General features: G+C 63.2%; 17 protein-coding genes. 2 read left to right on the plus strand and 15 right to left on the minus strand.

Translation table 11 applies throughout. From position 1 onward, the window contains the following. Positions 1 to 79: 79 nt before the first annotated feature. The gene (locus tag BFN10_RS01655; RefSeq protein WP_071488152.1) at positions 80 to 2,242 is read right to left on the minus strand and encodes a TonB-dependent siderophore receptor; all 2,163 of its coding nucleotides are present in this window, start codon (positions 2,240 to 2,242) and stop codon (positions 80 to 82) included. A 174-nt stretch (positions 2,243 to 2,416) separates the two neighbouring features. Continuing rightward, positions 2,417 to 2,908 carry an Lrp/AsnC family transcriptional regulator gene (locus tag BFN10_RS01660; protein ID WP_058426187.1) on the minus strand — a complete coding sequence of 164 codons (492 nt, stop codon included), beginning with the start codon at positions 2,906 to 2,908 and terminating at the stop codon, positions 2,417 to 2,419. Positions 2,909 to 3,029: 121 nt separating this feature from the next. On the opposite strand from BFN10_RS01660, the gene BFN10_RS01665 reads away from it, so the two are divergent. Further along, a complete protein-coding gene (locus BFN10_RS01665) occupies positions 3,030 to 4,064 on the plus strand; it encodes a histone deacetylase family protein (RefSeq protein WP_071488153.1) in 1,035 nt (344 codons plus the stop codon). A 58-nt stretch (positions 4,065 to 4,122) separates the two neighbouring features. Next, positions 4,123 to 5,520: an amino acid permease gene (locus BFN10_RS01670; RefSeq protein ID WP_071488154.1), complete on the plus strand. Its 1,398-nt coding sequence runs from the start codon at positions 4,123 to 4,125 to the stop codon at positions 5,518 to 5,520. A 203-nt stretch (positions 5,521 to 5,723) separates the two neighbouring features. On the opposite strand, the gene BFN10_RS01675 is transcribed toward BFN10_RS01670, so the two are convergent. The 13 genes from BFN10_RS01675 to treZ form a co-directional block, all read right to left on the minus strand. Further along, positions 5,724 to 6,203, minus strand: coding sequence for a cytochrome P460 family protein (locus BFN10_RS01675; RefSeq protein WP_071488155.1), 480 nt, complete (start codon positions 6,201 to 6,203; stop codon positions 5,724 to 5,726). Beyond that, positions 6,203 to 7,231: an alpha/beta fold hydrolase gene (locus BFN10_RS01680; RefSeq protein ID WP_071488156.1), complete on the minus strand. Its 1,029-nt coding sequence runs from the start codon at positions 7,229 to 7,231 to the stop codon at positions 6,203 to 6,205. The genes BFN10_RS01675 and BFN10_RS01680 overlap by 1 nt, the downstream gene beginning before the upstream one ends. A gap of 131 nt (positions 7,232 to 7,362) precedes the next feature. Continuing rightward, positions 7,363 to 9,774: an autotransporter family protein gene (locus BFN10_RS01685; protein WP_071488157.1), complete on the minus strand. Its 2,412-nt coding sequence runs from the start codon at positions 9,772 to 9,774 to the stop codon at positions 7,363 to 7,365. Between the two features lie 246 nt (positions 9,775 to 10,020). After that, positions 10,021 to 10,782 (minus strand): PIG-L deacetylase family protein, encoded by a 762-nt coding sequence (locus BFN10_RS01690; RefSeq protein WP_071488158.1) that lies wholly within the window; start codon positions 10,780 to 10,782, stop codon positions 10,021 to 10,023. 178 nt (positions 10,783 to 10,960) lie between these two features. Next, the gene (locus BFN10_RS01695; protein ID WP_071488159.1) at positions 10,961 to 11,620 is read right to left on the minus strand and encodes a glycosyltransferase family 2 protein; all 660 of its coding nucleotides are present in this window, start codon (positions 11,618 to 11,620) and stop codon (positions 10,961 to 10,963) included. After that, on the minus strand, positions 11,617 to 12,216 hold the full coding sequence (locus tag BFN10_RS01700; RefSeq protein ID WP_071488160.1) for an SAM-dependent methyltransferase: 600 nt from the start codon (positions 12,214 to 12,216) through the stop codon (positions 11,617 to 11,619). The genes BFN10_RS01695 and BFN10_RS01700 overlap by 4 nt, the downstream gene beginning before the upstream one ends. Continuing rightward, a complete protein-coding gene (locus tag BFN10_RS01705; RefSeq protein WP_071488161.1) occupies positions 12,213 to 12,971 on the minus strand; it encodes a PIG-L deacetylase family protein in 759 nt (252 codons plus the stop codon). Before BFN10_RS01705 ends, BFN10_RS01700 begins: the two co-directional genes overlap by 4 nt. Beyond that, positions 12,968 to 13,966, minus strand: a complete 999-nt coding sequence (locus BFN10_RS01710) for an acyl-CoA dehydrogenase family protein (RefSeq protein ID WP_071488162.1) — start codon at positions 13,964 to 13,966, stop codon at positions 12,968 to 12,970. The genes BFN10_RS01705 and BFN10_RS01710 overlap by 4 nt, the downstream gene beginning before the upstream one ends. A 1-nt stretch (position 13,967) precedes the next feature. After that, positions 13,968 to 16,127 (minus strand): glycogen debranching protein GlgX, encoded by a 2,160-nt coding sequence (glgX, locus tag BFN10_RS01715; protein ID WP_071488163.1) that lies wholly within the window; start codon positions 16,125 to 16,127, stop codon positions 13,968 to 13,970. Positions 16,128 to 16,246: 119 nt separating this feature from the next. Next, positions 16,247 to 16,495 (minus strand): DUF2934 domain-containing protein, encoded by a 249-nt coding sequence (locus BFN10_RS01720; RefSeq protein ID WP_071488164.1) that lies wholly within the window; start codon positions 16,493 to 16,495, stop codon positions 16,247 to 16,249. A 25-nt stretch (positions 16,496 to 16,520) separates the two neighbouring features. Then, positions 16,521 to 19,271, minus strand: coding sequence for a malto-oligosyltrehalose synthase (locus BFN10_RS01725; RefSeq protein WP_071488165.1), 2,751 nt, complete (start codon positions 19,269 to 19,271; stop codon positions 16,521 to 16,523). Continuing rightward, on the minus strand, positions 19,268 to 21,352 hold the full coding sequence (gene malQ, locus BFN10_RS01730; RefSeq protein ID WP_071488166.1) for a 4-alpha-glucanotransferase: 2,085 nt from the start codon (positions 21,350 to 21,352) through the stop codon (positions 19,268 to 19,270). The genes BFN10_RS01725 and malQ overlap by 4 nt, the downstream gene beginning before the upstream one ends. Beyond that, entirely contained in the window at positions 21,349 to 23,094 is a 1,746-nt protein-coding gene (gene treZ, locus BFN10_RS01735; protein ID WP_071488167.1) for a malto-oligosyltrehalose trehalohydrolase, read from the minus strand. The genes malQ and treZ overlap by 4 nt, the downstream gene beginning before the upstream one ends. Between the last annotated feature and the right edge of the window lie 9 nt (positions 23,095 to 23,103).

Consider the following 23,103-nt stretch of genomic DNA (forward strand, 5'->3'; position numbering starts at 1 on the left):
ATGCCAAACGTGTATCGGCATCGGTAGGCGGGACTTTAGGGGCGGCTACCCGGGCGGATAGCCGTGGTTCGGAGGGCGGTCAGAAGCTGTACTTGGCGGTCAGCATCATATTGCGTGGGTTGCCGTAGGAGTCGCCGCCATAGCTCACGGAGTTGGAGATGGACTGGTAGTAACGGCGGTCGAAGATGTTGTTGGCGTTGAGTTGCAGGTCAAGGTGCTGGTTGACCTGGTAGCCGGCCATCAGGTCGGTGACGGCATAGGCGCCCTGCTGCAGGCGGTAGGTGCTGCCATCCGCGACTTTGAAGTCGTTGTACATGCGGCTCTGCCAGGAGACGTTGCCGCCCACGCGGAGTTTTTCCAACGGGCCCTGGAAGCGGTAGTTGGTGGTCAGCTTGAACAGGTGCTCCGGGGTGTCAGTGTCGAACTGCTTGTTGACCTTCTGCGGGTTGGCGGCGTCCTTGATAGTGTGCGTGCGCGCGTAGGTGTAGCCACCGCCGACCTGCCAGTTCTCGGTCAGGGCGCCTTGCAGTTCGAAGTCGATGCCCTGGCTGCGAATCTCGCCGGAGGCCACAGAGCAGGAGGCCTGCGGGCAGTTTGCGACTGTCACGCCGACGGCACGGTTTTCCTGGTCGACGCGGAACAGCGCCACGCTCGCGTTGAGCGCACCCCCCAGGTATTCACCCTTGATACCCACCTCGTAGTTCTTGCCGACGATGGGCTTGAGCGGGCTACCGGAGGTGTCTTTTTCGCTCTGGGGCGTGAAGATGTCGCTGTAGCTGACATACACCGAGTGGTGGTCGTCCAGGTCGTAGATCAGGCCGGCGTAGCGGGTGAGGTTGCGGGTAACCTTGTAGTCGCCGGTGTTGCTGCCATGGGCGTCGTAGTCGTACCAGTCCAGGCGCCCGCCGAGGATCAGCTTCAACGGGTCGGCCAGGTTCAGGCGGGTAGTGACGTAGACACCATCCTGGGTGGTCACGTCACGGTCATTGGTGGTATGGACGAAGTCAGGTTTGCCCGCTGTGAGCGGCCAGTTGGTGTTGTAGGGGCTGTAGTTGTGGGTGGTCATGTCGTAGATGCGCCGGCTGGCGCCTACCACCAGTTCATGGGTACGCCCGAACGCCTGGAAGGGGCCGCTGGCGAAGACGTCGGCACCTGCCTGGTTTTCATCGTAGGCCGCCTGGTAGACCGTGCGCGCCAGTGTGTTGGCGACCCAGCGCGACTGGTAGGAACCGGAGAACAACGCGTTCTGTTCGGCATAGTTGGCGTTGACTTGCAGTTTCCAGTCGTTGGCCAGTTGCTGGCGCAGTTCGGCGAATACGGTGTTGATCTCCTGGTCCTTGTTTTCCCAGTCGGTGCCGGGGTTGTAGGAGCGCGGCAGGTTAAGGTGATGGCCATCCAGGCCGACCATCGACGAGCCCCAGAAGTAATTGGTCTTGTCCTTCTGGTTGGAGAAACCCAGGGTCAGGGTGGTGTCTTCGCTCAGGTCGGCTTCGGTGACGGCGTAGAACAGGCCGTGATACTCCTCGGCGTTGTCGATGAAGCTGTTGGCATCGCGGTACGAGGTAACCACGCGACCGCGCCAGGTGCCGCTGTCGTTGAGCGGGCTGGAGGCGTCGAGTTCGCCGCGATAGTCGTCCCAACTGCCAGCGGCGCCGGTCAGCGTGACTTTCTGCTCGTCCAGTGGGCGCTTGCGGACCAGGTTGATGGCGGCGGAAGGGTTGCCCGCGCCGGTGACCAGGCCCGTGGCGCCGCGCACGATTTCGACGCGATCGAACATCGCCAGGTTCGGTTGTGCGCCGACAGTGACGCCGTTGTAGCCGCTGGGGATGCCGTCATACATCAGGTTGTCGATATCGAAGCCGCGTGACGTGTAGGACTGCCGGCCAGGGCCACTGGAAAAATTCAGGAACAAACCCGGGGTGGCCTTGACCACATCGTTGATGCTGGTCATCGCCTGGTCATCCATCCGCTGGCGGGTAATGACGGTGACGGCCTGTGGGGTTTCGCGCATGGTCAACGGCAGCTTGGTTGCCGTTTTCATCGCGCCAGTGGTGTAGGACTGGGTGCCTTCAGTGGTTTCGCCCAGTTGCTCTTCGCCGGAGATTTGCGTGGCGCCCAACTCAAGGGTGGCGGCCGGTGCCTGGGTATCGGCGGCAAAGACCGCGGAAGAACTGGCCAGACAGACCGCCAGTGCCATCAGGCTGGGTGAAAAAACGTTACCGCCGTGTTGTTGCACAGACATGGAACTGACTCTCCCCGAACGCCGTCCCTGGCGAATAATAAATCTGTTGATAATTATTCGCATTAGTCTGGCAGATTGTTCTTGCAGGAAAAAGCCTTCAGGGAGAATTAGTTAACGAATTTTTCACATCGCAGTGGCGGCGATTTGCCACATCGCCCCCCTGAAATGCGCCGGTTATTCGCGCTGTGGAATCGCCACCCGACTCGTCGCCTTGACCTCCCTCAGCGCCAGGCTCGATTGAATCGACGCAATCCCTAACTGGCGCCGCAACACGCTCTCGACGAACTCGCTGTAGCTGTCCAGATCTTCGGCCAGCACCTGCAACAGGTAATCGGCATCCCCGGTGATCTTGTGGCACGACAACACCTGCGGCAGTTCCTTCACCACGGCCTCGAAAGCGTCGGGCGCATGGTCGGTATGGATCGCAAAACGCACATGCACGAACGCCAGGATGTCCAGCCCGAGCATCTTGCGGTCGAGGTTGGCCTGGTAGTCCTTGATCACGCCTTCTTCTTCCAGGCGCTTGCGTCGGCGCCAGCAGGGCGTGAGGCTCAGGGACAGGCGCTCACTCAACTGCGCGTTGGAAATACTGGCGTCTTGCTGCAACAGGGCGAGGATGGCGAGATCGGTGTCGTCAAGAACGACCTGTTTGGTTTTATTTTTCATAATCATGCGCCGCTGAGGTAAATATTCCCGATAAACCTAACAGTGCCGTAAGTAAAAGCAAAGAAAGCCCACTGCCGCCAGAACAAAATAGACCCTGTCTTTTATTGGCGGATGCCCTCACATGTTGACTGTTTTCAGCGAAGCCCACCGTTTGCACCATGGCACCGAACTCAAGGACGGCGTGCTCAAGCCCTCGTTCGAACAACCCAGCCGCGCCGACACCGTGCGTGACCGGGTCCGTCAGGTTGGCCTGGGCGATATCATCACGCCGCGCCGTTTTGACCGGGCCTGCTACGTCGCCGCCCACAGCGAACGCTACGTGGCGTTCCTTGAAACCGCCTGGGCCGAATGGACCGCCATCGGCCGCAGCCATGACGCCTTGCCCCTGGTGTGGCCGGTACGCGACCTGGCCAACCAGCAGGTGCCGGCGTTCATCGACGGCAAGCTCGGTTTTTACGCGATGGACGCCGGTTCACCGATTACCCGCACCACCTGGCAGGCGGTGAAGACCAGCGCCGACATCGCACTGACCGGCCTGGCGTTGCTCGACGAAGGCCATCGCAGCGCCTTTGCCCTGTGCCGCCCACCGGGCCATCACGCAGCCCGTGAATACATGGGTGGTTACTGTTACCTCAACAACGCCGCGATTGCCGCGCAGCACGCCATCACCCAGGGCGCCCGGCGCGTGGCGGTGCTGGATGTGGATTTCCACCATGGCAATGGCACCCAGAATATTTTCTACGACCGCCCGGACGTGATGTTCATCTCCCTGCATGGCGATCCGGCGGTGTCCTACCCGTACTTTTCCGGTGCCGGCAGCGAGCGCGGCGTCGGCGCTGGTGAGGGCTTCAACCTGAACTACCCATTGCCGAAAAACACCACCTGGACCCATTACCGCACCGCCCTGATCGACGCCTGCCAGCAACTGCGCCGCTTCGCCCCTGAAGTGTTGGTGATTTCCCTGGGTGTCGACACCTTCAAGGACGACCCTATCAGCCACTTCCTGCTCGACAGCGAAGACTTCCTCCGCATGGGGGAGATTATCGCCAGCGTCGGCGTGCCCACGCTGTTCGTGATGGAAGGCGGCTACATGGTCGATGAGATCGGCATCAATGCGGTCAACGTGCTGCACGGTTTCGAACACCACAGCCAATAACAACGACCCCTCGACTTTTCTTCTGCCAAAACTCAAAAACATAACAAGAGGTTTTGTGATGAAAACAACCACGCCCGGGCTGTGTGAACAGCCTGCGTTGCAACGCACCCTGAGCAACCGCCATATCCAGTTGATGGCCATGGGCGGCGCAATCGGCACCGGCCTGTTCATGGGCTCCGGCAAGATCATCGCGCTGTCCGGCACCTCGATCATCCTGATCTACATGATCATCGGGCTGTTCGTGTACTTCGTGATGCGTGCCATGGGCGAGCTGCTGCTGTCCAACCTCAACTTCAAGAGTTTCGCCGACTTTGCCGGTGCTTACCTGGGGCCGCGCGCGGCGTTCTTTCTCGGGTGGTCGTACTGGTTGAGCTGGAGCGTGGCGGTGGTGGGGGACGCCGTTGTGGTCGGCGGTTTCTTCCAGTACTGGTTCCCCGATGTACCGGCCTGGATGCCGGCGGTGAGCATGTTGCTGACCCTGTTCGCAGTGAATGTGCTGACGGTCAGGCTGTTCGGCGAAGTGGAGTTCTGGTTCGCGATCATCAAGATCGTCGCCGTGGTGACCTTGATCGGGGTGAGTGGAGTGCTGATCGCCAGTTCGTTCGTCTCGCCCACCGGTGTCACCGCTTCGTTGAGCCACCTGCTGGATAAACAGGCGGCATTTCCCAATGGCCTGTTCGGCTTTTTTGCTGGCTTCCAGATGGCGATCTTTTCCTTTGCCGGCACCGAGTTGATCGGCACGGCCGCCGCCGAAACCCGTGCGCCGGAAAAGACCTTGCCCAAGGCAATCAACTCGATCCCGCTGCGCATCATCCTGTTCTACGTGCTGGCCCTGGCGTGCATCATTGCGGTGACCTCCTGGCAGCAGGTGTCGCCGAGCAAGAGCCCGTTTGTCGAGTTGTTCCTCGTCGCAGGGTTTCCCGCCGCAGCGGGCATCGTGAACTTCGTGGTGCTGACCTCGGCAGCGTCGTCGGCCAACAGCGGGGTGTTTTCCGCCAGCCGCATGTTGTTCGGCCTGGCCGACCTGGGTGATGCGCCGGGTATCTTCCGGCGCTTGTCCAACAGCAGCGTGCCGTTTATCAGCCTGGCGTTTACCAGTTTGCTGATGTTGCTGGGGCTGGTGTTGCTGTTTGTGGTGCCGGAGGTGATGACCGCCTTCACCATCGTGTCGACAGTGTCGGCGATCCTGGTGATTTTTACCTGGTCGACCATCCTCGCGTCCTACCTCGCCTACCGCAAAAAACGCCCGGACCTGCACGCCCAATCCACCTACAAGATGCCAGGCGGCGTGCCGATGGCCTGGTTTGCCCTGGCGTTTCTCGCGTTTGTACTGGGCCTGCTGGCGTTGCGGCCGGATACACGCCTGGCGCTGTGCGTGATGCCGGCCTGGTTCATCTGGCTGGGAATCGCCTATCAGTTTTCGCGCTTTCAGGGTCTGCGCTTTCAAGGTCGTTGAAAAACCGGCCATATCTGGCTGATACCCTCCCATTTGTGGTGAGCGGGCTTGCCCCGCGTTGGGTTGCGAAGCGACCCTGGAAGGAGGCATGCGGTGAATCAGGCACTCTTCGGCCGCTGGTGTTGGGGCTGCTCCGCAGCCCAGCGCGGGGCAAGCCCGCTCGCCACAGGGTACTTATCGCCAGACCTTTAACGGGCTGGCTTTCAGGGTGCCAGCCTAGTGAAGACGTAATCGCGGTCTTTCACCAACGCCTGGTGGCAGGCAAAACACGTCTGGTGCTGCGCTTCATCGGCGGGTTTGCCATTGATGAAGCGTCCAAACCCCCAGCCACCGGTGGAAGCGTATTTTTTCGAGTCCTTGACCATGAACTGCACCGTGGTCGCCGCGCCAGGGATGGACGCGGTCTTGAAGTCCGGTGACGGCTCGTGTTTCCACGCCAACTTGGCCAGGACGGTGCCATCCGGGAAAGGCAACTTGCCCTCCCGGTAAGCCTTGAGCGCAGCGCTGTTGCCCAGCACCACGCGCAGTTCGTTCAACGGGTCGGCTTCCTGGGCCGGCGCCACCAGTTCCCATTGGCGGTAGCCGTCGGGGATGGTCACGCCGTAGATCGGCGAGGCTGCGCTGTCGGCGAAGGCGCCGGTCGAACTCGCGAGGGCCAATGCGGCCATGCACAGGCGCTTCATCACAAGTGATCCGCATCGATGACCGCCTTGGCAAATGCCTCGGGCGCTTCCTGCGGCAGGTTGTGGCCAATGCCACCTTTGATCAGGCGGAACTCGTACTTGCCGGTAAAGCGCTTGGCGTAGTCCTCGGGCTGCGGGTGCGGGGCGCCGTTGGCGTCGCCTTCGAGGGTGATGGTCGGCACGCCAATGGACGGCGCCTGGGCGAGTTTCTGCTCCAGCGGGTCGTACTTCGTCTCGCCTTGGACCAGGCCCAGGCGCCAGCGGTAGTTGAAGAGGGTGATTGCCACGTGATCCGGGTTTTCCAGGCCTTTGGCGCTGCGGTCGAATGTGGCGTCATCGAATTTCCACTGCGGCGACGCCAATTGCCAGATCAGCCTGGCGAAGTCGTGGGTGTTTTTCTGGTAGCCGGCGGCGCCGCGCTCGGTGGCGAAGTAGAACTGGTACCACCATTGCAACTCGGCTTTGGGGGGCAGTGGGTTCTTGCCGGCGGCCTGGTTGCCGATCAGGTAACCGCTGACCGACACCAGCGCCTTGACCCGCTCCGGCCACAATGCCGAGACGATGTCCGCCGAGCGCGCGCCCCAGTCGTAGCCGCCGAGTACCGCTTGCTTGATCTTCAGGGCGTCCATGAAGTCGATCACATCACTGGCCAGCGCCGCCGGTTGGCCGTTGCGCAGGGTGTCATTCGAGAGGAAACGTGTGTCGCCATAACCCCGTGCGTAAGGGATCAACACGCGATAGCCCTTGGCCGCCAGTAACGGCGCGACCTGGGCGTAGCTGTCAATGTCGTAGGGCCAGCCATGTAGCAGGATCACCGCCGGGCCGGTGGCGGGGCCGACTTCGGCGTAGGCCACATCGAGCAGGCCGGCCTTGACGTGCTTGAGGGCACCGAAGGCGGTTTGCGCACTGGCGACAACTTTGGTGGGTGCCTCGGGCATTTCGGCGTGGGCCATGCCCAGGATGCCGAATTGCGCCAGGGCAATGGCCAGGAAAAGTGGTGTGGAGCGGCGGTTCAACTGAGCGTGCATGGCGAGCCTCCTGCGGCTGGATGTGTGCCGGTGCTCAGTTGAACGCCCGGCTGTATCTGGCCTGTTTCAGGAAACCCGCCGAGTTAAAGGCTGTGTATCGCAGCGGGCTGCGTACACACTGCGATACAAACCTAGAACGCCACCCTGACACCCACAGTGCCTTCGCGGCCGTTGTAAGTGTTGCTGTCCAGATTGCGGTTGTAGCCGACTTCGCCATACAGGCTCACATCGGGCGCAACCTGCACAGTGGCGCCCAGGCTCACTTCCAGGGTGGTGGATTTCTGTTCGGTATCGATCCGGGTGGTGCGGTTGTAAATCACACTGTTGTCCCCGGCGCTGGCATGCCAGACGTTCGCGCGCGCATAGGGCTGCCACGGCATGCCACGGACGTTGTAATCACCGCGTAGCCTTACACCCAGGCGGGAGGTGACGCTGGTATCGGCGTCGTACTTGACGTCGGAAATGCCGTCGTTCTGGCTATCGAGCTTTGTCTTGCCGACGATCAATTGAGCCTGCGGCTCCACCTTCCAGTCCTGGGTGACCTGAACTGGCCAGCCGACTTCAGCGGACGCAGTGATGTTATGCCCACGGGTTTTCATCTTCACGCCACGGTCCGATTCGTTGTTGCCATTGAAACGGCTACCCGTCAGTACCAGGTCCAGATACGCCTGATTGGCACCGATCAGCGTCCAATACACTCCCAGGCTGTCAGCGCGCAAGGTGGTCTTGCCGGCGTCCAGATCTTGCCAGCCACCGTTGAAGCCCTTGACGCTGCCTTTGAGCGTACTGTGGCTCACAAACAGCCCCACGCGATGGGTACGCCCGCTGTCGTCGGTAGCGGTGTAGACATCGCTGCCTGCCTGGAAGCCCTTGACCGTGCTGTCCAGCGTCGGGCTCACCGTGCCAGCAAACCCTTGACGGCTGCTGCTGCCGTAGACTCGGCCCCAGCCGGCCAAGCCGTTGCCGCTCTGTTGTTGGCTCTGGTCCCCCATGCGTTCGTGATAGGTCCCCAGCATGGCGCGCACGATCTGGTCGGCGGCCGGAAACAGTGCGGCGTAGATCGGCACTTCCTTGCGGTAGATAGGTTCTGGCTCGGTCCCTGGGTTAGGGGGTAAGGGACGCTCGCCCGGGCTCGGTAAAGGTACGATGATCTCAGGGCCTGGTGGCTGCACCGGGACAGTGGAGCGCAGGTAATAATTCTCTGCCGTGCCTGCGGTTACACCGCCCTTGAACAGGCGGTAGTCGAACGCACCCGCGGAGACCGGGGCGGCGAGGGTGATGGCGTTGGCACTGCCGGAGGCACCATTAAGGGCCTGCACCACCTGGATACCATCCTGCAGCGTCGCCGCGCCCGCTCCCCCCAGGTTGGTCACGCTGATCGCTGTGCTACCCCCAATGACACCTTGGTCAATCACCAGCCTGTCGCTGGGCGAACCGTCGCCCCCCAGAACACTTTGCAGTGCAAGGCGCCCGCCATTGCCGGTGTAATTGCCCTTGAGGGTCAGTGTGTCGTTGGGGCTGGAACTGCCCGTGGTCATGTCGATCAGGCCGCTGTTGCTGACGCTCACCAATTGGCCGGCGGTAAAGGCTTCGATGACCCCGGTACCGACCAGCAATGTACTCGTGCCATCCAGCCCCAGCGTGCCGGTACCGGAGCCGCTGTCACCCAGCTTGAGCGTCGTACCGCTCAGCGTCAGTTCGGAACCGTTGTCCAGCTGGATGGTTTCCCAGTTGGGCAGCAGGCCTGGGTCCCCGGCCTTGGTGTTGTCCAGGGTAAGTTTGTCGTTGCCCAGGCCGCCGTCCACCAGTTGCGCTGCCGCCAATTGAGCGCTTGTCAGATTCTGCAGCAGTGCCGTGTCATCCCCCGCACCCATCAGCACAAACGAATGCAGGTTGCCGCCGGTCCAGATGAAGTCGTCATTGCCGAAACTGAGGAGGATCTGCCCGTTCACCTCACCGCCCGAGACGGTCACGTGGTCGTCACCGCCGCTGACACTGATGTTGCCGCCCACAAATGCGGTGCCCGAGATCAGGATGGTGTCGTTGCCTAAGCCGGTGACCAGGTTGCCGATGATGCGGCCACCCGACATATCAAAGATGTTGTTGTCGAGTTTCATGTCGACGCGGCCGATGGTGCCGCCGGTCATTTTGGCATCGTCGCCGTCTTCGAAGGCGCCTGTGATGGTGCCACCGCTCATTCTGAAGGTATCCCGGCCGTCGCCTTGAGCCACGGACGCTACAGTGCCGCCGCTCTGGGCATAGCTGTCGATACCGGCCCCCTGGCTGATAGCGCCGACCTGACCGCCGCTGATCTCCACCTTATCTACCCCCCCGCCAAACGTTACATTGCCGTTCACCTGGCCCGTTCCGGAAACATTGAGCGTGTTGTTGCCCCCAGTGTCGGTAAAGCCTGGTGCTGAGTCGCTGTCGCAGGTGGAGATGTCATCGCCGACCGTATTGTTGATCGTGCAGGCCCCATAAGAGGCCAGCGGCCATATCGCTATGACAATCGGGTACAACCAGGAGAGTGTCCGTACGCGCATGATCGCTCCTCGCTCGAGGTGATGGTTGCCCGCGCCTGCAAAGGCAAGTGTGGGCCAGACCATGACAACGTGATGCGCGATACGGAGCAGGGACAGCGGGTTACCCGTTCTGAAAACACCGGCCAATGCAAAGGGTTGGCATGGCTTTCTCGACTGCACCTGACGTGGTGCAGCGCTTTTTCCACCCTAGCCACCCATTCGCCAGGCCGCCACTGTCAGAATTAACAGGTATGAACGAGTTGGGTGTCAGGACAGCACGATTTCATAAGGTTCACGCATTCGTTCCAGCAGCACCTGGGCCAGTATGGGCGGCAAGCCGATTTGCGGGTCACCGGCCAACTGGCTGGCATAGGCATGGGCGGCGTGGAGTTTGCGCGCCACGGTCCAGGTGTCCAGGCGTACTTTGCGCGCGCGTTGCCAGGGGATGAGCGCGCCTTCGCGAGCAGGCCAGTGCCAGGCCCAGATCGGCAGTTCGTGCAACTGCGCGCCCACCAGGCTGCACGCCTTGGCACTGGCACGACCGACCGCGTCATGGTCATCATTGCCGTCGTTGCGCCAGGTGCTGAACACCACGTCGCCGGGCTGCAGGTAACGCGCAATGAATTGGCTCAGTTGCGGCTCGCGAGCGGCGAGGGCGTTGTCGCAGAAACCACCGCGAATCCACTTCAGGCTGTGCAGCGGCATGCCCAGGCGGCGCAGGGCTTCAGCGCTTTCCTGGGGGCGGACCACGCTCAAGCGGCTCGCCGGCCACACGTTGGACCCAGGATGGCTGGCGCTGCCGTCGGTGATGGAGATCAGTTGCAGCGGGTGTTCCAGCGTGCTGAGCAATTGCAGCAAGCCGCCGCAGGCCAGCACTTCATCGCCGGGATGAGGCGCGATGATCACCACGCGTGCGCCAGGCGGCACTAATGAGTAGGGCGTAACGGGGGGGATCAGCGCCAGTTGCGGGGCGCTGTTCCAGACTTGCGCGGGGCCGCGGCGGCCGTCGCTTAAGGAAGCAAGCTTCATGGGGTGTCACATCCTTGTCGGTTGATGCGGGGTCGTGCCCCGTTGACGGGACGACTCTCTTGTTTCCACCACAGGCTCCGCCGCAGTGGCTGCATGGCATCCCAACCCTGGAATGCCAGCAAGGCGTTCTCAGCATAGACAAGGATTGCTCGGTTTCACATTCGGTAACGGCGTTTTTTCAAGTGGCGTGCATCAGGCTCTTCAAGTAATCACCGAATCCCCCTTGTGCACGGGCGTCCAGGCGCGCACTGGTAATCACCTGCGGGCCGTGGCTCCAGGCGATGGAGGCGCCGCATAGTTCCAGGTTGCGCACCAATTGCACATCCTCATGGCACGCCAACGGCTCGAAACCACCGGCGCGTACGTACGCACCGGCGCTCACCCCCAGGTTGGCCCCGTGTATATGCCGATGACCGTCGCGCGCCTCGTAGCCCTGGTGGTAGCGAATCTGCGCGACGGGGTCGAAACCCTCGCTCCACGCATCGACCGTGACGGTGCCGCACACCGCGTCCACCTCCAGCGCCAATTGGGCCACCAACCAGTCGGGGGCTACCCGGCTGTCGGCATCGGTGCAGGAGATCCAGCGTGCGCCCTGATTGAGCAAATGCCGCGCACCCACGCCACGCACATGCCCCACGTTGCGCGCCTGGGCTTCCAGGCACTGCACCGGGTAGGCCTGGGCAATGGCGGCACTGGCATCGCTGCAGCTGTCGAGCACCACCAGGATAGTCACGGTTTCGCCGAGCAAGCCAGGATGGCGGGCGGCGACCAACGCGGCTTCCAGGCAGTCGCCGAGCAACGCCTCTTCGTTATGCACCGGGATCAGAATGCCGATCATCGCAGGCCCTCAAGGGTGGCGACCGAGGTGCCGTCGCGGCTCCAGAGGTCGAGCAGGAAATCAGGTTCGTGGTGGCTGGCGACGCGAGGCATGTCCAGGCGTTCCTGGAGCAGGGCGTGTACCTGCTCCGCGGTTTGCGGGCAACCGTCGATAGGCGCGCGCCAGTGACAGGCCAGCAGTTGGCCGTCGGCGGTCAGCGCGGTGCGGACGCGATCGATCAGTTGGCGCAGGTCATCGGCGTCGAGGTAGTAGCACCACTCGCTCAATACGATCAGCTCGAACTGGCCCGCCGGCCACTGTTCGGGCAAGCGGCACTGCTGCACCTGGGCCTGGGGGAACCCCAGCAAGCGAGTGCGCGCCAGGGCCACGGCGGCCGCGGCGGTGTCGCAGCACAGCAGGCGATCACATCGCGGTGCCAGTTCGAAACTCAGCTCACCATTGGCGCAGCCGGGTTCGAACACCGAGGCGTAGCGTGGCCGCGTGAGTATCGCCAGGGTCAGCGCACGTTTGCGCCGCTCATACCAGCGTTGGCGAAAGGCCCAGGGATCATCGCTGTCGGCGAACAGTTGGTCGAAGTAAGGCGTGGCCACACTCATACAAATACCACTTCAAAGGGTTGCAGCAGACGCTCCACCACATAGGGCGCCAGCACCGGCGCGAGGCCGATCTGCGGGTCGCCTTCCAGTTGGCTGGCGAAGGCGTGGATGGCATGCCGTTTGCGGGCAACGGCTTCACAGGTCAGCGGAATCTTGCGTGCACGGTGCCAGGGCACCCCGCTGTCTTCGGGCGTTGCCCAGTGCCAGGTCCACACCGGCAGCTCATACAGGGTAGCGCCGACCGCCGTGCAGGCCTGGGCGCTTGCACGCCCAACGGCCTCATGGTCGCAATGACCGTCTTCGCGCCAGGTGGTAAACACTACGTCGGTAGGTTTGAGGTAGCGCTGGATAAACCCTACAAGTTCCTGTTCCCGCGCCGCCACCTGGCTGTCGGTAAAACCGGCGCGCAGCCATTTCAGGCTGTGCAGCGGCAACCCCAAGCGGTGCAGGGCCTGTGCCGATTCCTGCGGGCGCACTACGCTCAGACGTTCCACCGGCCAACGCTGTGAACCGGGGTGGCTGGCGCTGCCATCAGTGACTGAGATCAGCTGGATCGGCCGACCCAGTGCCGCCAGGCCCTGCATCAGGCCGCCGCAGCCGAGGACTTCATCATCCGGATGTGGTGCGATGATCACCGCACGGTGGCCGGCGGGCACCAACTGCTCGACGCTGATCGACGGTAAATCGGCCATTTTAGGCGAGGCCTGCCAGTGATGCAGCGGCGTGCCCTGGCCAACGATTGGATTGGGTCTCATAACTGCCACCTCCCTGTGGGTTCACCGGCCACCAGCTCTCCGAGCCCGGCCAAGTCGCGTTCGGCATGACTCTGGCGTACATACACCGGCAGGTCTGCCATCAACTGGGCAAAGTGCGGGTCCTTGCAGTAAGGACCGGCGCCGACGGCGCGCCCGACATGGCGTATGACCTGTTCAACCGTGTCTTCGATACAGGCCCGCGTCTGCTGGGCCAATTGCCGGGCGTCAGCCTTGGGCTCAAGGTCGATCTGTGCCGCGCTGGCACGCAGCACACAGGCGGCGCTGTTCAGTGCGCTGTCGACGGCGCCTAGATGAGCCATGGCGTGGGGTTCCGGGCGTTTACTGCACTGCGCGCGCAAGACCTCAGCCAGGCGTTGCGCGGCGCCGTACCAGCAGGCGGCGATACCGATACCGCCTTGCCAGAAGCCTGGGCGGGCGAGGTAATCCCCCGGTCCGCCCACCGCCAATCCCCAGGCCCCGTCGAACACGACTTCCACACTGCCGGTGGCCGCCATACCCACCGCGTTCCACCCCTCATCCGTGACCACAATGCCGGGTTGATCCATGTGCACGGCCACCAACTGCTGGCGATCGTCTTCGTCCCAGGCGGTCAACAACCCATGGCTCACCACCGCCGCGCCGGAGCACCAGGCCTTGCGGCCTTGCACCCGCAGGCGATGGCCCTCCTGGCGCACGCGCACCTTCGCCGTTGGCGGCTCGGCGGCCCACATGCCCCACGTGCTGCCCAGGGGCGGCAGTGGGGAGTTGAGCTCGGCAATGATTGCCAGGGCATCGGTGTGGCCTTCGAACAGCTTGCACAGGCGCAGGTCATGACCCGCCACCTGCGCCAGGCGACTGAATCGCGCCAGGGTCTGACCGCCGCCGGGCAACGGCAGTTGGTCCAGGCCTTCTTCCTGAAGGGCCTTCAGGGCGTCGCCCAGGGCTTGCGTGTCCGCATAGCCCTGGAAGCCTTGAAGGAATCCATGCAGAGCCATCTCACACCTCGTCTTCGCGCTGCAACTCGAACAACAACAGCGAGCGCCCGGTCACGGCGTACTCGTGATCGAACTCAAAGCGTTCCTGGCCGCGTACGGCGGGCTCGTTGGTGTCGAGCATGCAGGTCCAGAACTCACCTTCAGGCACCGGCGGCAAGCGGAAGTTGACCATGTCGTGATGGGCATTGACCACCAGCAGCAAGGTAGCGTCGGCGCCGGGACGGCGAATCCCGGTTTCCTGGGCGCGACCATCCATCAACATGCCCAGGCAGCGACCGTTGCTGTCCTGCCACTGTTCGGTGGTCATCTCGTTGCCATCCGGCGCCAGCCAGGTGACGTCCTTCACGCCGATGTCTTCGTTGTAGTCGCCCACCAGGAAGCGGCCACGACGCAGGATCGGGTAGGCCAGGCGCAGCTTGATCAGGCGCTTCACAAACTTGAGCAGCGCCTTGCCATCTTCGTCCAGGTCCCAGTTGATCCAACCGATCTCGCTGTCCTGGCAGTAAGCGTTGTTGTTGCCGTGCTGGGTGCGCGCAAACTCATCGCCAGCCACCAGCATCGGCGTGCCTTGGGACAGGAGCAATGTGGCGAAGAAGTTGCGCATCTGGCGCAGCCTCAGGGCGTTGATTTGCGGGTCGTCGGTCGGGCCTTCGACGCCGTGGTTCCAGGACAGGTTGTTGTTGCTGCCATCCTGGTTGTTTTCGTCGTTGGCTTCGTTGTGCTTGTCGTTGTAGGAGACCAGATCATGCAGCGTGAAACCATCATGCGCGGTGATGAAGTTCACCGAGCTGTAGGGACGGCGCCCACGGTGGTTGAACATTTCGCCGGAGGCGGTCATGCGGGCCGCGAAGTCGGCCAGTTGGCCGTCATCGCCTTTCCAGAATGCACGCACGGTGTCGCGGAAACGGTCGTTCCATTCCACCCAGCCCGGCGGGAAATTGCCCACTTGATAGCCACCGGGGCCGCAGTCCCAGGGCTCGGCGATCATTTTCAACTGGCGCAGCACCGGGTCCTGGCGGCAAGCCACGAGGAAGCTGTGACGCTCGTCGAAACCCTCGCGGTAGCGGCCGAGAATGGTCGCCAGGTCGAAACGGAAGCCGTCGACGTGCATCTCGGTGGCCCAGTAACGCAGCGAGTCGGTGACCATCTGCAATACGCACGGGTGGCTCAGATCCAGGGTGTTACCCGTGCCGGAGTCGTTGATGTAGAAACGCTTGTCGTCCGGCATCAGTCGGTAGTACGAAGCGTTGTCGATGCCGCGCATGGACAGTGTCGGGCCGCGCTCGTTGCCTTCGGCGGTGTGGTTGTAGACCACGTCGAGGATCACTTCGAGCTTCTGTTCATGCAGGTGCGCGACCATCTCCTTGAACTCGGCAATCTTGCCGCTGGCCAGGTAGCGCGGGTCGGGGGCAAAAAACGCGATGCTGTTGTACCCCCAGTAGTTGGTCATGCCTTTTTGCAGCAGGTGCTGGTCATTGACGAAGGCATGCACCGGCAGCAGCTCCACCGACGACACGCCCAGTTGGCGGATGTGCTTGAGCACGTCGTCTTCCATCAGCCCGGCGCAGGTGCCGCGTACTTCATCGGCTACGGAAGGGTGACGCATGCTGATACCGCGAAGATGGGTCTCGTAGATGATCGTACGGTCCCACGGCACGCGTACCGGTTGGTCGTTGCCCCAGGTGTGCGCCGGGTCGATCACCTTGCACTTGGGCACGAAGGGTGCGCTGTCGCGCTCGTCGAAGCTGAGGTCGTCATCCGGGTGGCCGATGGTGTAGCCGAACAGCGCCTCCGACCACTTGAGCTCGCCCACCAACTGCTTGGCGTAGGGGTCGATCAGCAATTTGTTGTGGTTGAAACGGTGGCCGTTGGCCGGGTCGTAAGCACCGTACACGCGGTAGCCGTAGATCAGCCCGGGGTGGGCGTCGGGCAGATAGCCGTGGAAGGTCTCGTCGGTGTATTCGGGGAGTTCGATACGTTCCAGCTCGACCTCGCCGGAATCATCGAACAGGCACAGTTCGACCTTGGTTGCGTTGGCCGAGAACAGGGCGAAGTTGACGCCCAGACCATCCCAGGTGGCGCCCAGCGGGAAGGGCAAACCTTCACGGATCCGCGACGGTTCATTGCCCGGCGTCGGTGGGGTTTTATCGGGTTTGCTCATTGAAAACTTGCTCCTGCAAAGATGTTTTTCAGGCCGAACGCGGCCGTGCCGACGAAATTTCAGCTGAGAATCTGGAAGGTGGAATCACCTCTTGCCGACCGTGCCGACAAGAGGGGGTATCAAGGCTTGGGTTTCTTCGGCGCGGGTGGTTTTTTCGCGGCCGGTGGCGCCGGCTTGCTGGGCGCAGGCTTGGCTTTGGCGGCTGGCTTGGGCTTGGCGGCCGCCTTGGGTTTGCTCGGCGTCAGCGCTTCGGCTTCGGCCAGTTTGCGCGCCATCTCCCAATGCCGCGCGTCTTGCCCATGGGGCTTGCCTTCGGACTCCCAGATCTGGTGCGCCAACTCTTTTATGCGTTTTTCGTCAGTACTCATCGCAATGCTCCTCAACAGAAAATTTTCAGCTTTCTTGATCATCAGGATTGATAAGGACATTGACCGGGAAATCCCCCAGGGCAGTGCTGATCAACAGCTCCTTGTCTGGTGTGACTGCGCCTGTATGAAAAAGTCCCTTCCAGTTTTTGTTTGTCGCGGCGAACGGTAATTTCACCCGTGTGTCGCCCCAAACCTGCGCATTGATCTTGGGATGCACACCGTTTTCAAGCAGGTCATGCGGCCATCTCGGCACCACCACCAGCAGTTTGTTGCCCTGGTGCTCACGCGCGAACGCGACCACCCGTTCGGCGTGTTTGCCAAGCACTTGCAGCGGTGTGTAGGTTCCCTTGCGGAACAGCTCGGGACAGGCCTTGCGCAAGCCCAGCACCTGGGCAATCAATGCCTGTTTGATACGCCCGTCGCGCCAGTTGAACAACAGTTCGCCGATGTCCGGTGGGGTATCCAGCGCCTGTTGCCGGGCGTTGAAGTCCACCGGCCTGCGGTTGTCCGGGTCCACCAGGCTGAAGTCCCAGAACTCGGCGCCCTGGTACAGGTCCGGTACACCCGGCACCGTCATGCGAAGCAAGGATTGCGCCAGGCCATTGAGCGCACCGGCCGGCGCGATGGCCTGGGCCGCCGCGCCGATGGCAGTGCGCAACACCTGGCCTTCATCGCTGAGCAACAGCCGCGACAGGTAGGCTTCGACGCCTTGTTCATAGGCTTCGTTGGGCGCGCTCCAGCTGCTTTGCAACTTGGCTTCGCGCAGGGCTTTCTGTTGCCATTGCCACAGGCGCTGCCGGTAGCCCTCGAAGTCATCGGTCTGGTCCAGGGGCCAACTGCCCAGCAGCACCTGGTAGAGGATCAATTCATCGCCCGCTGAAGGCGTACTTGCATCCGTCTTCAGTGGCGCGGCGAGGGCGCGCCACTGCTCGACCTGCTCGGCGTACCACGCCGCGCACTCGCTCAGCACGGCCAGGCGCGCGCGGGTATCTTCGCCGCGCTTGTGGTCATGGGTGGCGGTGGCCAACAGGTTGTCAGGGAAGCTCTGCAGGCGTTGTTGGTTGACCCCATGGAAGTCGGCCAAGGGGGCGCTGAACTGTTCGGTGCTGAAGCCCACATCGTTGCGCGACAGCAACACCGCCGAGCGATAGAACGCGGTGTCTTCCACAGCCTTGGCGGCGGCGGGCGACGTCAGTTGCTGGAAGCGCACGCAGGCATGCTTGAGGATCTTGCGTTCACGGCCCACCGGGCGATTGCGCCACGGCTGGCCGCCCAGCCAGTTGGCCAGGTGGTCGAGCACCGGCCAGTCGCCTTCGCCCAGGGTGGTGCGGGCGCCATCCATGGCCTGTTGGAACAGCCTGTCGTCAGCGGTACTGCGGCCACGGGCGCTGATATAGGTGCGGTACACCGGGAAGTGCACGATCAGTTCCTGCAAGGCTCGGCGGATGGCGCCGAGGGTCAGGTCGCGGGTCATCACATCGTCGCGGGCCACTTGCAGCAGGGCCTGGGCCACGCTTTCAAAGTCGCCGCCGAGGGAGCCGTTGAGGATCTGCTGGCGGGCCAATTGCGCTTCTTCGATAAACGCAGCAGGTCGCTCGCTGTGACGGGTCCACAACGCGGCCAATGGCGCGAAGCCGTCCGGGTGATGTTGCAGCAGCGACAACTGGTTCATGAACTCGTAACCGGTGGTGCCGTCCACCTGCCAGTCGTCGCGCAGGGTTTCGCCCTCGCCGAGGATCTTCTCCACGAAGATCGGCAAGTGCCGTTCGGGTGACAGCGAGTCCACCCGACGGCGCAGCTTGCGGCAGTAACCACGCGGGTCGGCCAGGCCGTCGATGTGGTCGATGCGCAGGCCATCCACCAGGCCTTCGCTGATCAGTTCGAAGATCTTGCCATGGGTGGCCTCGAACACAGCGCTGCGCTCCACGCGCAGGCCACCGAGTTCGTTGACGTCGAAGAAGCGCCGCCAGTTGATATCGTCCGCCGCGGTGCGCCAACTGGCCAGGCGATAGGCCTGTTGTTCCAGCAACTGATGCAGGCGCTTGAAGCCCTCGGGCTGGCGGCCGTCGAAGGCCTTCAGGCGCTGTTTGATCGCCGGCAGCACGTCGGTGGCGCGCTCGGCCAGCGCTTGCTTGAGCGACGCGGCCGCGTGGTAAGCGTCGTCCTGGTGGGCGAGGGCGCTGAAGCGCTCGGCCAGGGGATGGAGCCGTTCATCGGTGCCCAGGATCGCCGCGTAATCCTTGGGGCAGATGGGGAAACGGTGTTCGTAATGCTCGACATAGAACGCGCCGTGGTCGGCATCGAAGTGCAAGGTCAGGGTGCCGGCCTGCAGGGCTTCGCCGTAGTCACTGCCGAGGAACGGCATCAGCAATTGGCCTTTGAGCAAGGGGTCGGGCGAATGCCACTGGATGTCGAAGAACTCGCTGTAGGGGCTCAGGCGGCCCCACTCCAACAAGTCCAGCCACCAGGGGTTGTCGGCCCCGCCGACGGCCATATGGTTGGAGACGATATCGAGGATCAACCCCATGTCGTGTTCACGCAGCGCAGCGACCAGGCGCCGTAGGGCCGGTTCGCCGCCGAGTTCCGGGTTGACCGTGGTGGGGTCGACCACGTCGTAGCCGTGCATGGAACCGGCGCGTGCACTCAGCAGCGGCGAGGCATACAGGTGGCTGATGCCCAAACGGGCGAAATACGGCACCAGGGGCACCGCGTCATCGAGGGTAAAACCTTTATGGAATTGCAGGCGCTGGGTGGCGCGCAGGGGCAGGGCTTTCATCGGTCACGCTCATAGGCTTGGTTGCGCGCGACGGCCAACAGTTCGAGGCGGCGGGCGGCGCCGGCATTGTCGAGCAGGCTGGACGCCTCGCCCGGCAGGCGGCGGCGCCAGTTGGGGTGGGTATCGGTGGTGCCGGGCAGGTTGGCTTGTTCCTCAACGCCGAGGGCGTCCTCCAGCGGCAGCAACACCAGTGGGGCCCGGGTGTGGCCGAGGTAGCGCACGCTGGCGTCGATCATGTGGTCGGTTTCATTGCGGATCTCTTCGACGAAGTTCTGAGGATCCTGGCTCAAGGCCTGGCGCAGTGCCTGGCGTTCGCGCAGGCGGTGCTCGCTCCATTGCTCCACGGTCGGCGCATCGATCAGACCCAGCTGGATGTTCCACTCGATATCGCGGCTGTGCCACCAACCGTTGAGGGTCGGCAGGTCGTGGGTGCTGGTGGTGGCCAGGGCGTTGTCCGGCCAGTCGAGGATCGGCTTGAACTGGCCCTCGTGGTTCTGTTCGAACAGCAACACACGCATGCCCAGGATCGAGCGGGCGATGAGCTTTTCGCGCAGGCCGTCCGGCACGGTGCCCAGGTCTTCACCGAGTACGATGGCCTGGTGGCGGTGGGATTCCAGGGCCAGCAGGCGCAGCAGGTCGTCCACCGGGTAATACAGGTAGGCGCCGTCACGCGGCGAGGCGTCCATGGGCATCACCCACAGGCGTTGCAAGCCCATCACGTGGTCGATGCGCAAGCCGCCGGCGTGGGCGAAGTTGGCGCGCAGCATTTCGATAAAGGCGCGAAAGCCGTGGCGCTTGAGGCCTTCGGGGGAGAACGCGGAAATGCCCCAGCCCTGGCCGGCGCGGTTGAGAATGTCGGGTGGCGCGCCCACGGTCAGGTCGGCGAGCAATTCATCCTGGCGGCTCCAGGCCTGGCTGCCACCCCCGTCGGCGCCCACCGCCAGGTCGGCAATCAGGCCGACGCCCATGCCGCTGCCGCGTGCGGCTTGTTGTGCGCGCTCCAGGCAACGGGCGATCAGCCATTGGCAGAAAGCGAAGTAGCCGATCTCTTCACGGTGGTCTTCGGCGAACAGGGCCAATGCCGGGCTCTGTGGGGTGCGCCACTCTTCTGGCCAATGGCGCCAGTCGAGGTCTTCACCGGCGGCGGCGCGGGCGGTTTGCACGGCTTCGAAGCGGCAGTGGTTTTCCAGGGCCTCACCGCCGGCCTGGCGGAAACTCTGGAAGTCGGCGTGTTGCGGGTGGTGGCCGTGGCGGAAGTCTTCGTACAACGCACGCAGCAGGCGCTGCTTGGCGTTCGCTGCGGTGGGCCAGTCGATCAGGCTGTGTTGCTCCAGGTCGTGCAGTTCATCCGCCAGGCCGCTGGCTTCGATGGCGTTGCGTACTTCGCGCTCGCCCAGGATGCAACCCGGCGAGGCGTACAGGCTGTTGAGGAACAAGCGGCTGGAGGGTGAGTACGGGCTGTAGCGCGCGGTGTCGGCGCTGAACATCGCATGCATCGGGCTGATCGCCAGGGCATCGGCGCCGCGCTCGGCCGCTGAGCGGGCCAGGTGTTCCAGGGCCAGGGTATCGCCGAAGCCGCCATCGCCCAGGCGCCGCAAACTATACAGTTGCGCGCTGAGGCCCCAGGCGCGGGCAGGTCGGCTGTCGACCGCTTCGGCCACGCTGTAGCAATGGGTGGGCGCGACGGCCAGGGTGAAGGTCTGGTCGGCAATATGCACCTGGTGGTAGCCGAGGGCGATGACGCCGGGCAGGACGGCGTCGCCATCCAGGCGCAGCTCCAGGGTTTCACCGTCTTCCAGGCAGACCCGGCACAGGGTGTCCGGTTCGAAGTAGCGGGCCAGGTCCAGGCCTGCGCCGCTGTCGATGGTCAGCAGGGGCGGCAGGTGTTTGTCTTGTTGCACCTGTTCCAGTGCCCGCAGGCTGGCGTTGACTTCGGCATCGGTGTCGGCGGGGTGGCCCAGGCCTTTGAGGACGGCGCGCAGGGCGTCGGGTTTGACACGTTGCGGGCGGCCGTTTGCGTCGATCCAATCGACGGCCAGACCCGCTCGGCTGGCGAGGATTTCCAGGTTCGCTTCGCTCAAGGGTGCTCTCCAACAGGGGATAGGGTGACGCGTGCGCTATACGGCGGCAGGTGCGCGCCGGCGTTGGCAGGCGTTTCAAATAGCACAGGCGCCGTCGCCGGATGATCCAGCGGCGTGGCGCTCAGGTTGAGATCGATCTGCAACAGGCTGCCATTACCCAGGCGCCAACGAGCGCTGACGGCGCCTTCGGCCAGCACCTCGGCGCCCAGGGCCACGCTGCCGGGCAAGTGCGGCACGATGTGGCCGTGGCGCAGGCTCAGCAGTTGGCGGTAGAGCTCGGTGTGCTCGTTCTCGTGAAAGCTTGGCGTGGTCTGCAAAAAGGTCGTCAGGGCATTCGGGTCGGGGATGCGTTCGCGTCGCTCCGGGTCCTGGAACGCGGCGAAATCCTTGAACTCATTGCGACGGCCTTCGCGCACGGCTTCTGCCAGTTCGCCATGGTGATCGGTGAAAAACAGGAACGGCTCGCGGGCGTTCGATTCGTCGCCCATGAACATCAACGGGATCATCGGGGAGAGCAACAGCAGGGCGGTCGCCGCCTTCAATGCCTGCGGCGAGCAGAGTTGATGCAGGCGCTCGCCCAGGGCACGGTTGCCAATCTGATCGTGGTTCTGCAGGAAGGCTACGAACGCGCTCGGCGGCAGATGCCCGCTGGGTTCGCCACGCTCATGCCCATGCCGGGTGGTGTGCCCCTGGTAGATAAACCCATCGCCCAGGCAGCGCGCCAGTTTGGCCGTGGGCTCTTCGGCGAAGTCGCTGTAATACGCGTCGGTTTCGCCGGTCAGCAGCACATGCAGGACGTTATGGAAGTCATCGTTCCATTGCGCGTCGAAATCCTGCTGCAGGAGACTGGCCTGGTTGAGTTCGTTTTCCAGCATCAGCCAGACGTGCCGGCCCGAATCCACCTGCTCGCGCACCCGGTGCGCCAGTTCCTTGAGGAAGTCCGGGTTGTCGATGGCGTGGACGGCGTCCAGGCGCAGGCCGTCGAAGCGGTATTCGAGCAACCACATCAAGGCGTTATCCAGGAAAAAGTCGCGCACCTCGCGCCGGTTGAAATCGATCCCGGCGCCCCAGGGCGTGTGCACGTCTTCCTGGAAGAAGCCCTTGGCGTACTGACCCAGGTAGTTGCCGTCCGGCCCGAAGTGGTTGTAGACCACGTCGAGGATCACCGCCAGGCCGTGCTCGTGGGCGCTGTCGATCAGGTGCTTGAGCTGTTCGGGCGTGCCGTAGGAGGCTTGGGGCGCGTAGGGCAGGACCCCGTCATAGCCCCAATTGCGATCACCGGGGAATTGCGCCAACGGCATCAATTCAATCGCGGTAACGCCCAGCTCGGCCAGGCGTGGCAGGTGTTGCTCGATGCCGGCATAACCACCCATGGCGCCGACATGCAGTTCATAGATGACGGCCTCGTGCCAGGGGCGGCCTTGCCAAGTGCTGTGGCGCCAGTGATAGGCAAGGGAATCGACCACCACGCTCCAACCGTGCACATCCGCAGCCTGGGCCCGGGAGGCCGGGTCGGGTACATCCATTTGCCCATCGATATTGAAGCGGTAGCGCGTGCCCGCCGGGCACGCTATTTCGGTTTCAAACCAGCCATCTGCCTGCGGCAGCATGGCAACAGATTTGCCGTGTTCCAATTCAACGCTGACATAAAACGCGTCTGGCGCCCACAAGGCAAAACGCGTGTGTTGCGCGTCCAGCATGATTGCGCCGTGGGGCCAGGTTTCCAGAGTCCGTAACGGCATCTATAGAGA

The sequence above is a fragment of the Pseudomonas extremorientalis genome (genome assembly GCF_001870465.1).
Taxonomy (GTDB): Bacteria; Pseudomonadota; Gammaproteobacteria; order Pseudomonadales; family Pseudomonadaceae; genus Aquipseudomonas; species Aquipseudomonas extremorientalis.

Excerpts from the sequence above, each read along its gene's own strand:
- BFN10_RS01700 (WP_071488160.1), bottom strand. The coding sequence starts at position 12,216 with ATGAGTGTGGCCACGCCTTACTTCGACCAACTGTTCGCCGACAGCGAT.
- BFN10_RS01680 (WP_071488156.1), bottom strand. The coding sequence starts at position 7,231 with ATGCACGCTCAGTTGAACCGCCGCTCCACACCACTTTTCCTGGCCATT.
- treZ (WP_071488167.1), bottom strand. The coding sequence starts at position 23,094 with ATGCCGTTACGGACTCTGGAAACCTGGCCCCACGGCGCAATCATGCTG.
- BFN10_RS01675 (WP_071488155.1), bottom strand. The coding sequence starts at position 6,203 with ATGAAGCGCCTGTGCATGGCCGCATTGGCCCTCGCGAGTTCGACCGGC.
- BFN10_RS01670 (WP_071488154.1), top strand. The coding sequence starts at position 4,123 with ATGAAAACAACCACGCCCGGGCTGTGTGAACAGCCTGCGTTGCAACGC.
- BFN10_RS01665 (WP_071488153.1), top strand. The coding sequence starts at position 3,030 with ATGTTGACTGTTTTCAGCGAAGCCCACCGTTTGCACCATGGCACCGAA.
- BFN10_RS01695 (WP_071488159.1), bottom strand. The coding sequence starts at position 11,620 with ATGATCGGCATTCTGATCCCGGTGCATAACGAAGAGGCGTTGCTCGGC.
- BFN10_RS01725 (WP_071488165.1), bottom strand. The coding sequence starts at position 19,271 with ATGAAAGCCCTGCCCCTGCGCGCCACCCAGCGCCTGCAATTCCATAAA.
- BFN10_RS01705 (WP_071488161.1), bottom strand. The coding sequence starts at position 12,971 with ATGAGACCCAATCCAATCGTTGGCCAGGGCACGCCGCTGCATCACTGG.
- BFN10_RS01710 (WP_071488162.1), bottom strand. The coding sequence starts at position 13,966 with ATGGCTCTGCATGGATTCCTTCAAGGCTTCCAGGGCTATGCGGACACG.
- BFN10_RS01655 (WP_071488152.1), bottom strand. The coding sequence starts at position 2,242 with ATGTCTGTGCAACAACACGGCGGTAACGTTTTTTCACCCAGCCTGATG.
- BFN10_RS01660 (WP_058426187.1), bottom strand. The coding sequence starts at position 2,908 with ATGAAAAATAAAACCAAACAGGTCGTTCTTGACGACACCGATCTCGCC.
- BFN10_RS01690 (WP_071488158.1), bottom strand. The coding sequence starts at position 10,782 with ATGAAGCTTGCTTCCTTAAGCGACGGCCGCCGCGGCCCCGCGCAAGTC.
- BFN10_RS01685 (WP_071488157.1), bottom strand. The coding sequence starts at position 9,774 with ATGCGCGTACGGACACTCTCCTGGTTGTACCCGATTGTCATAGCGATA.
- BFN10_RS01720 (WP_071488164.1), bottom strand. The coding sequence starts at position 16,495 with ATGAGTACTGACGAAAAACGCATAAAAGAGTTGGCGCACCAGATCTGG.
- glgX (WP_071488163.1), bottom strand. The coding sequence starts at position 16,127 with ATGAGCAAACCCGATAAAACCCCACCGACGCCGGGCAATGAACCGTCG.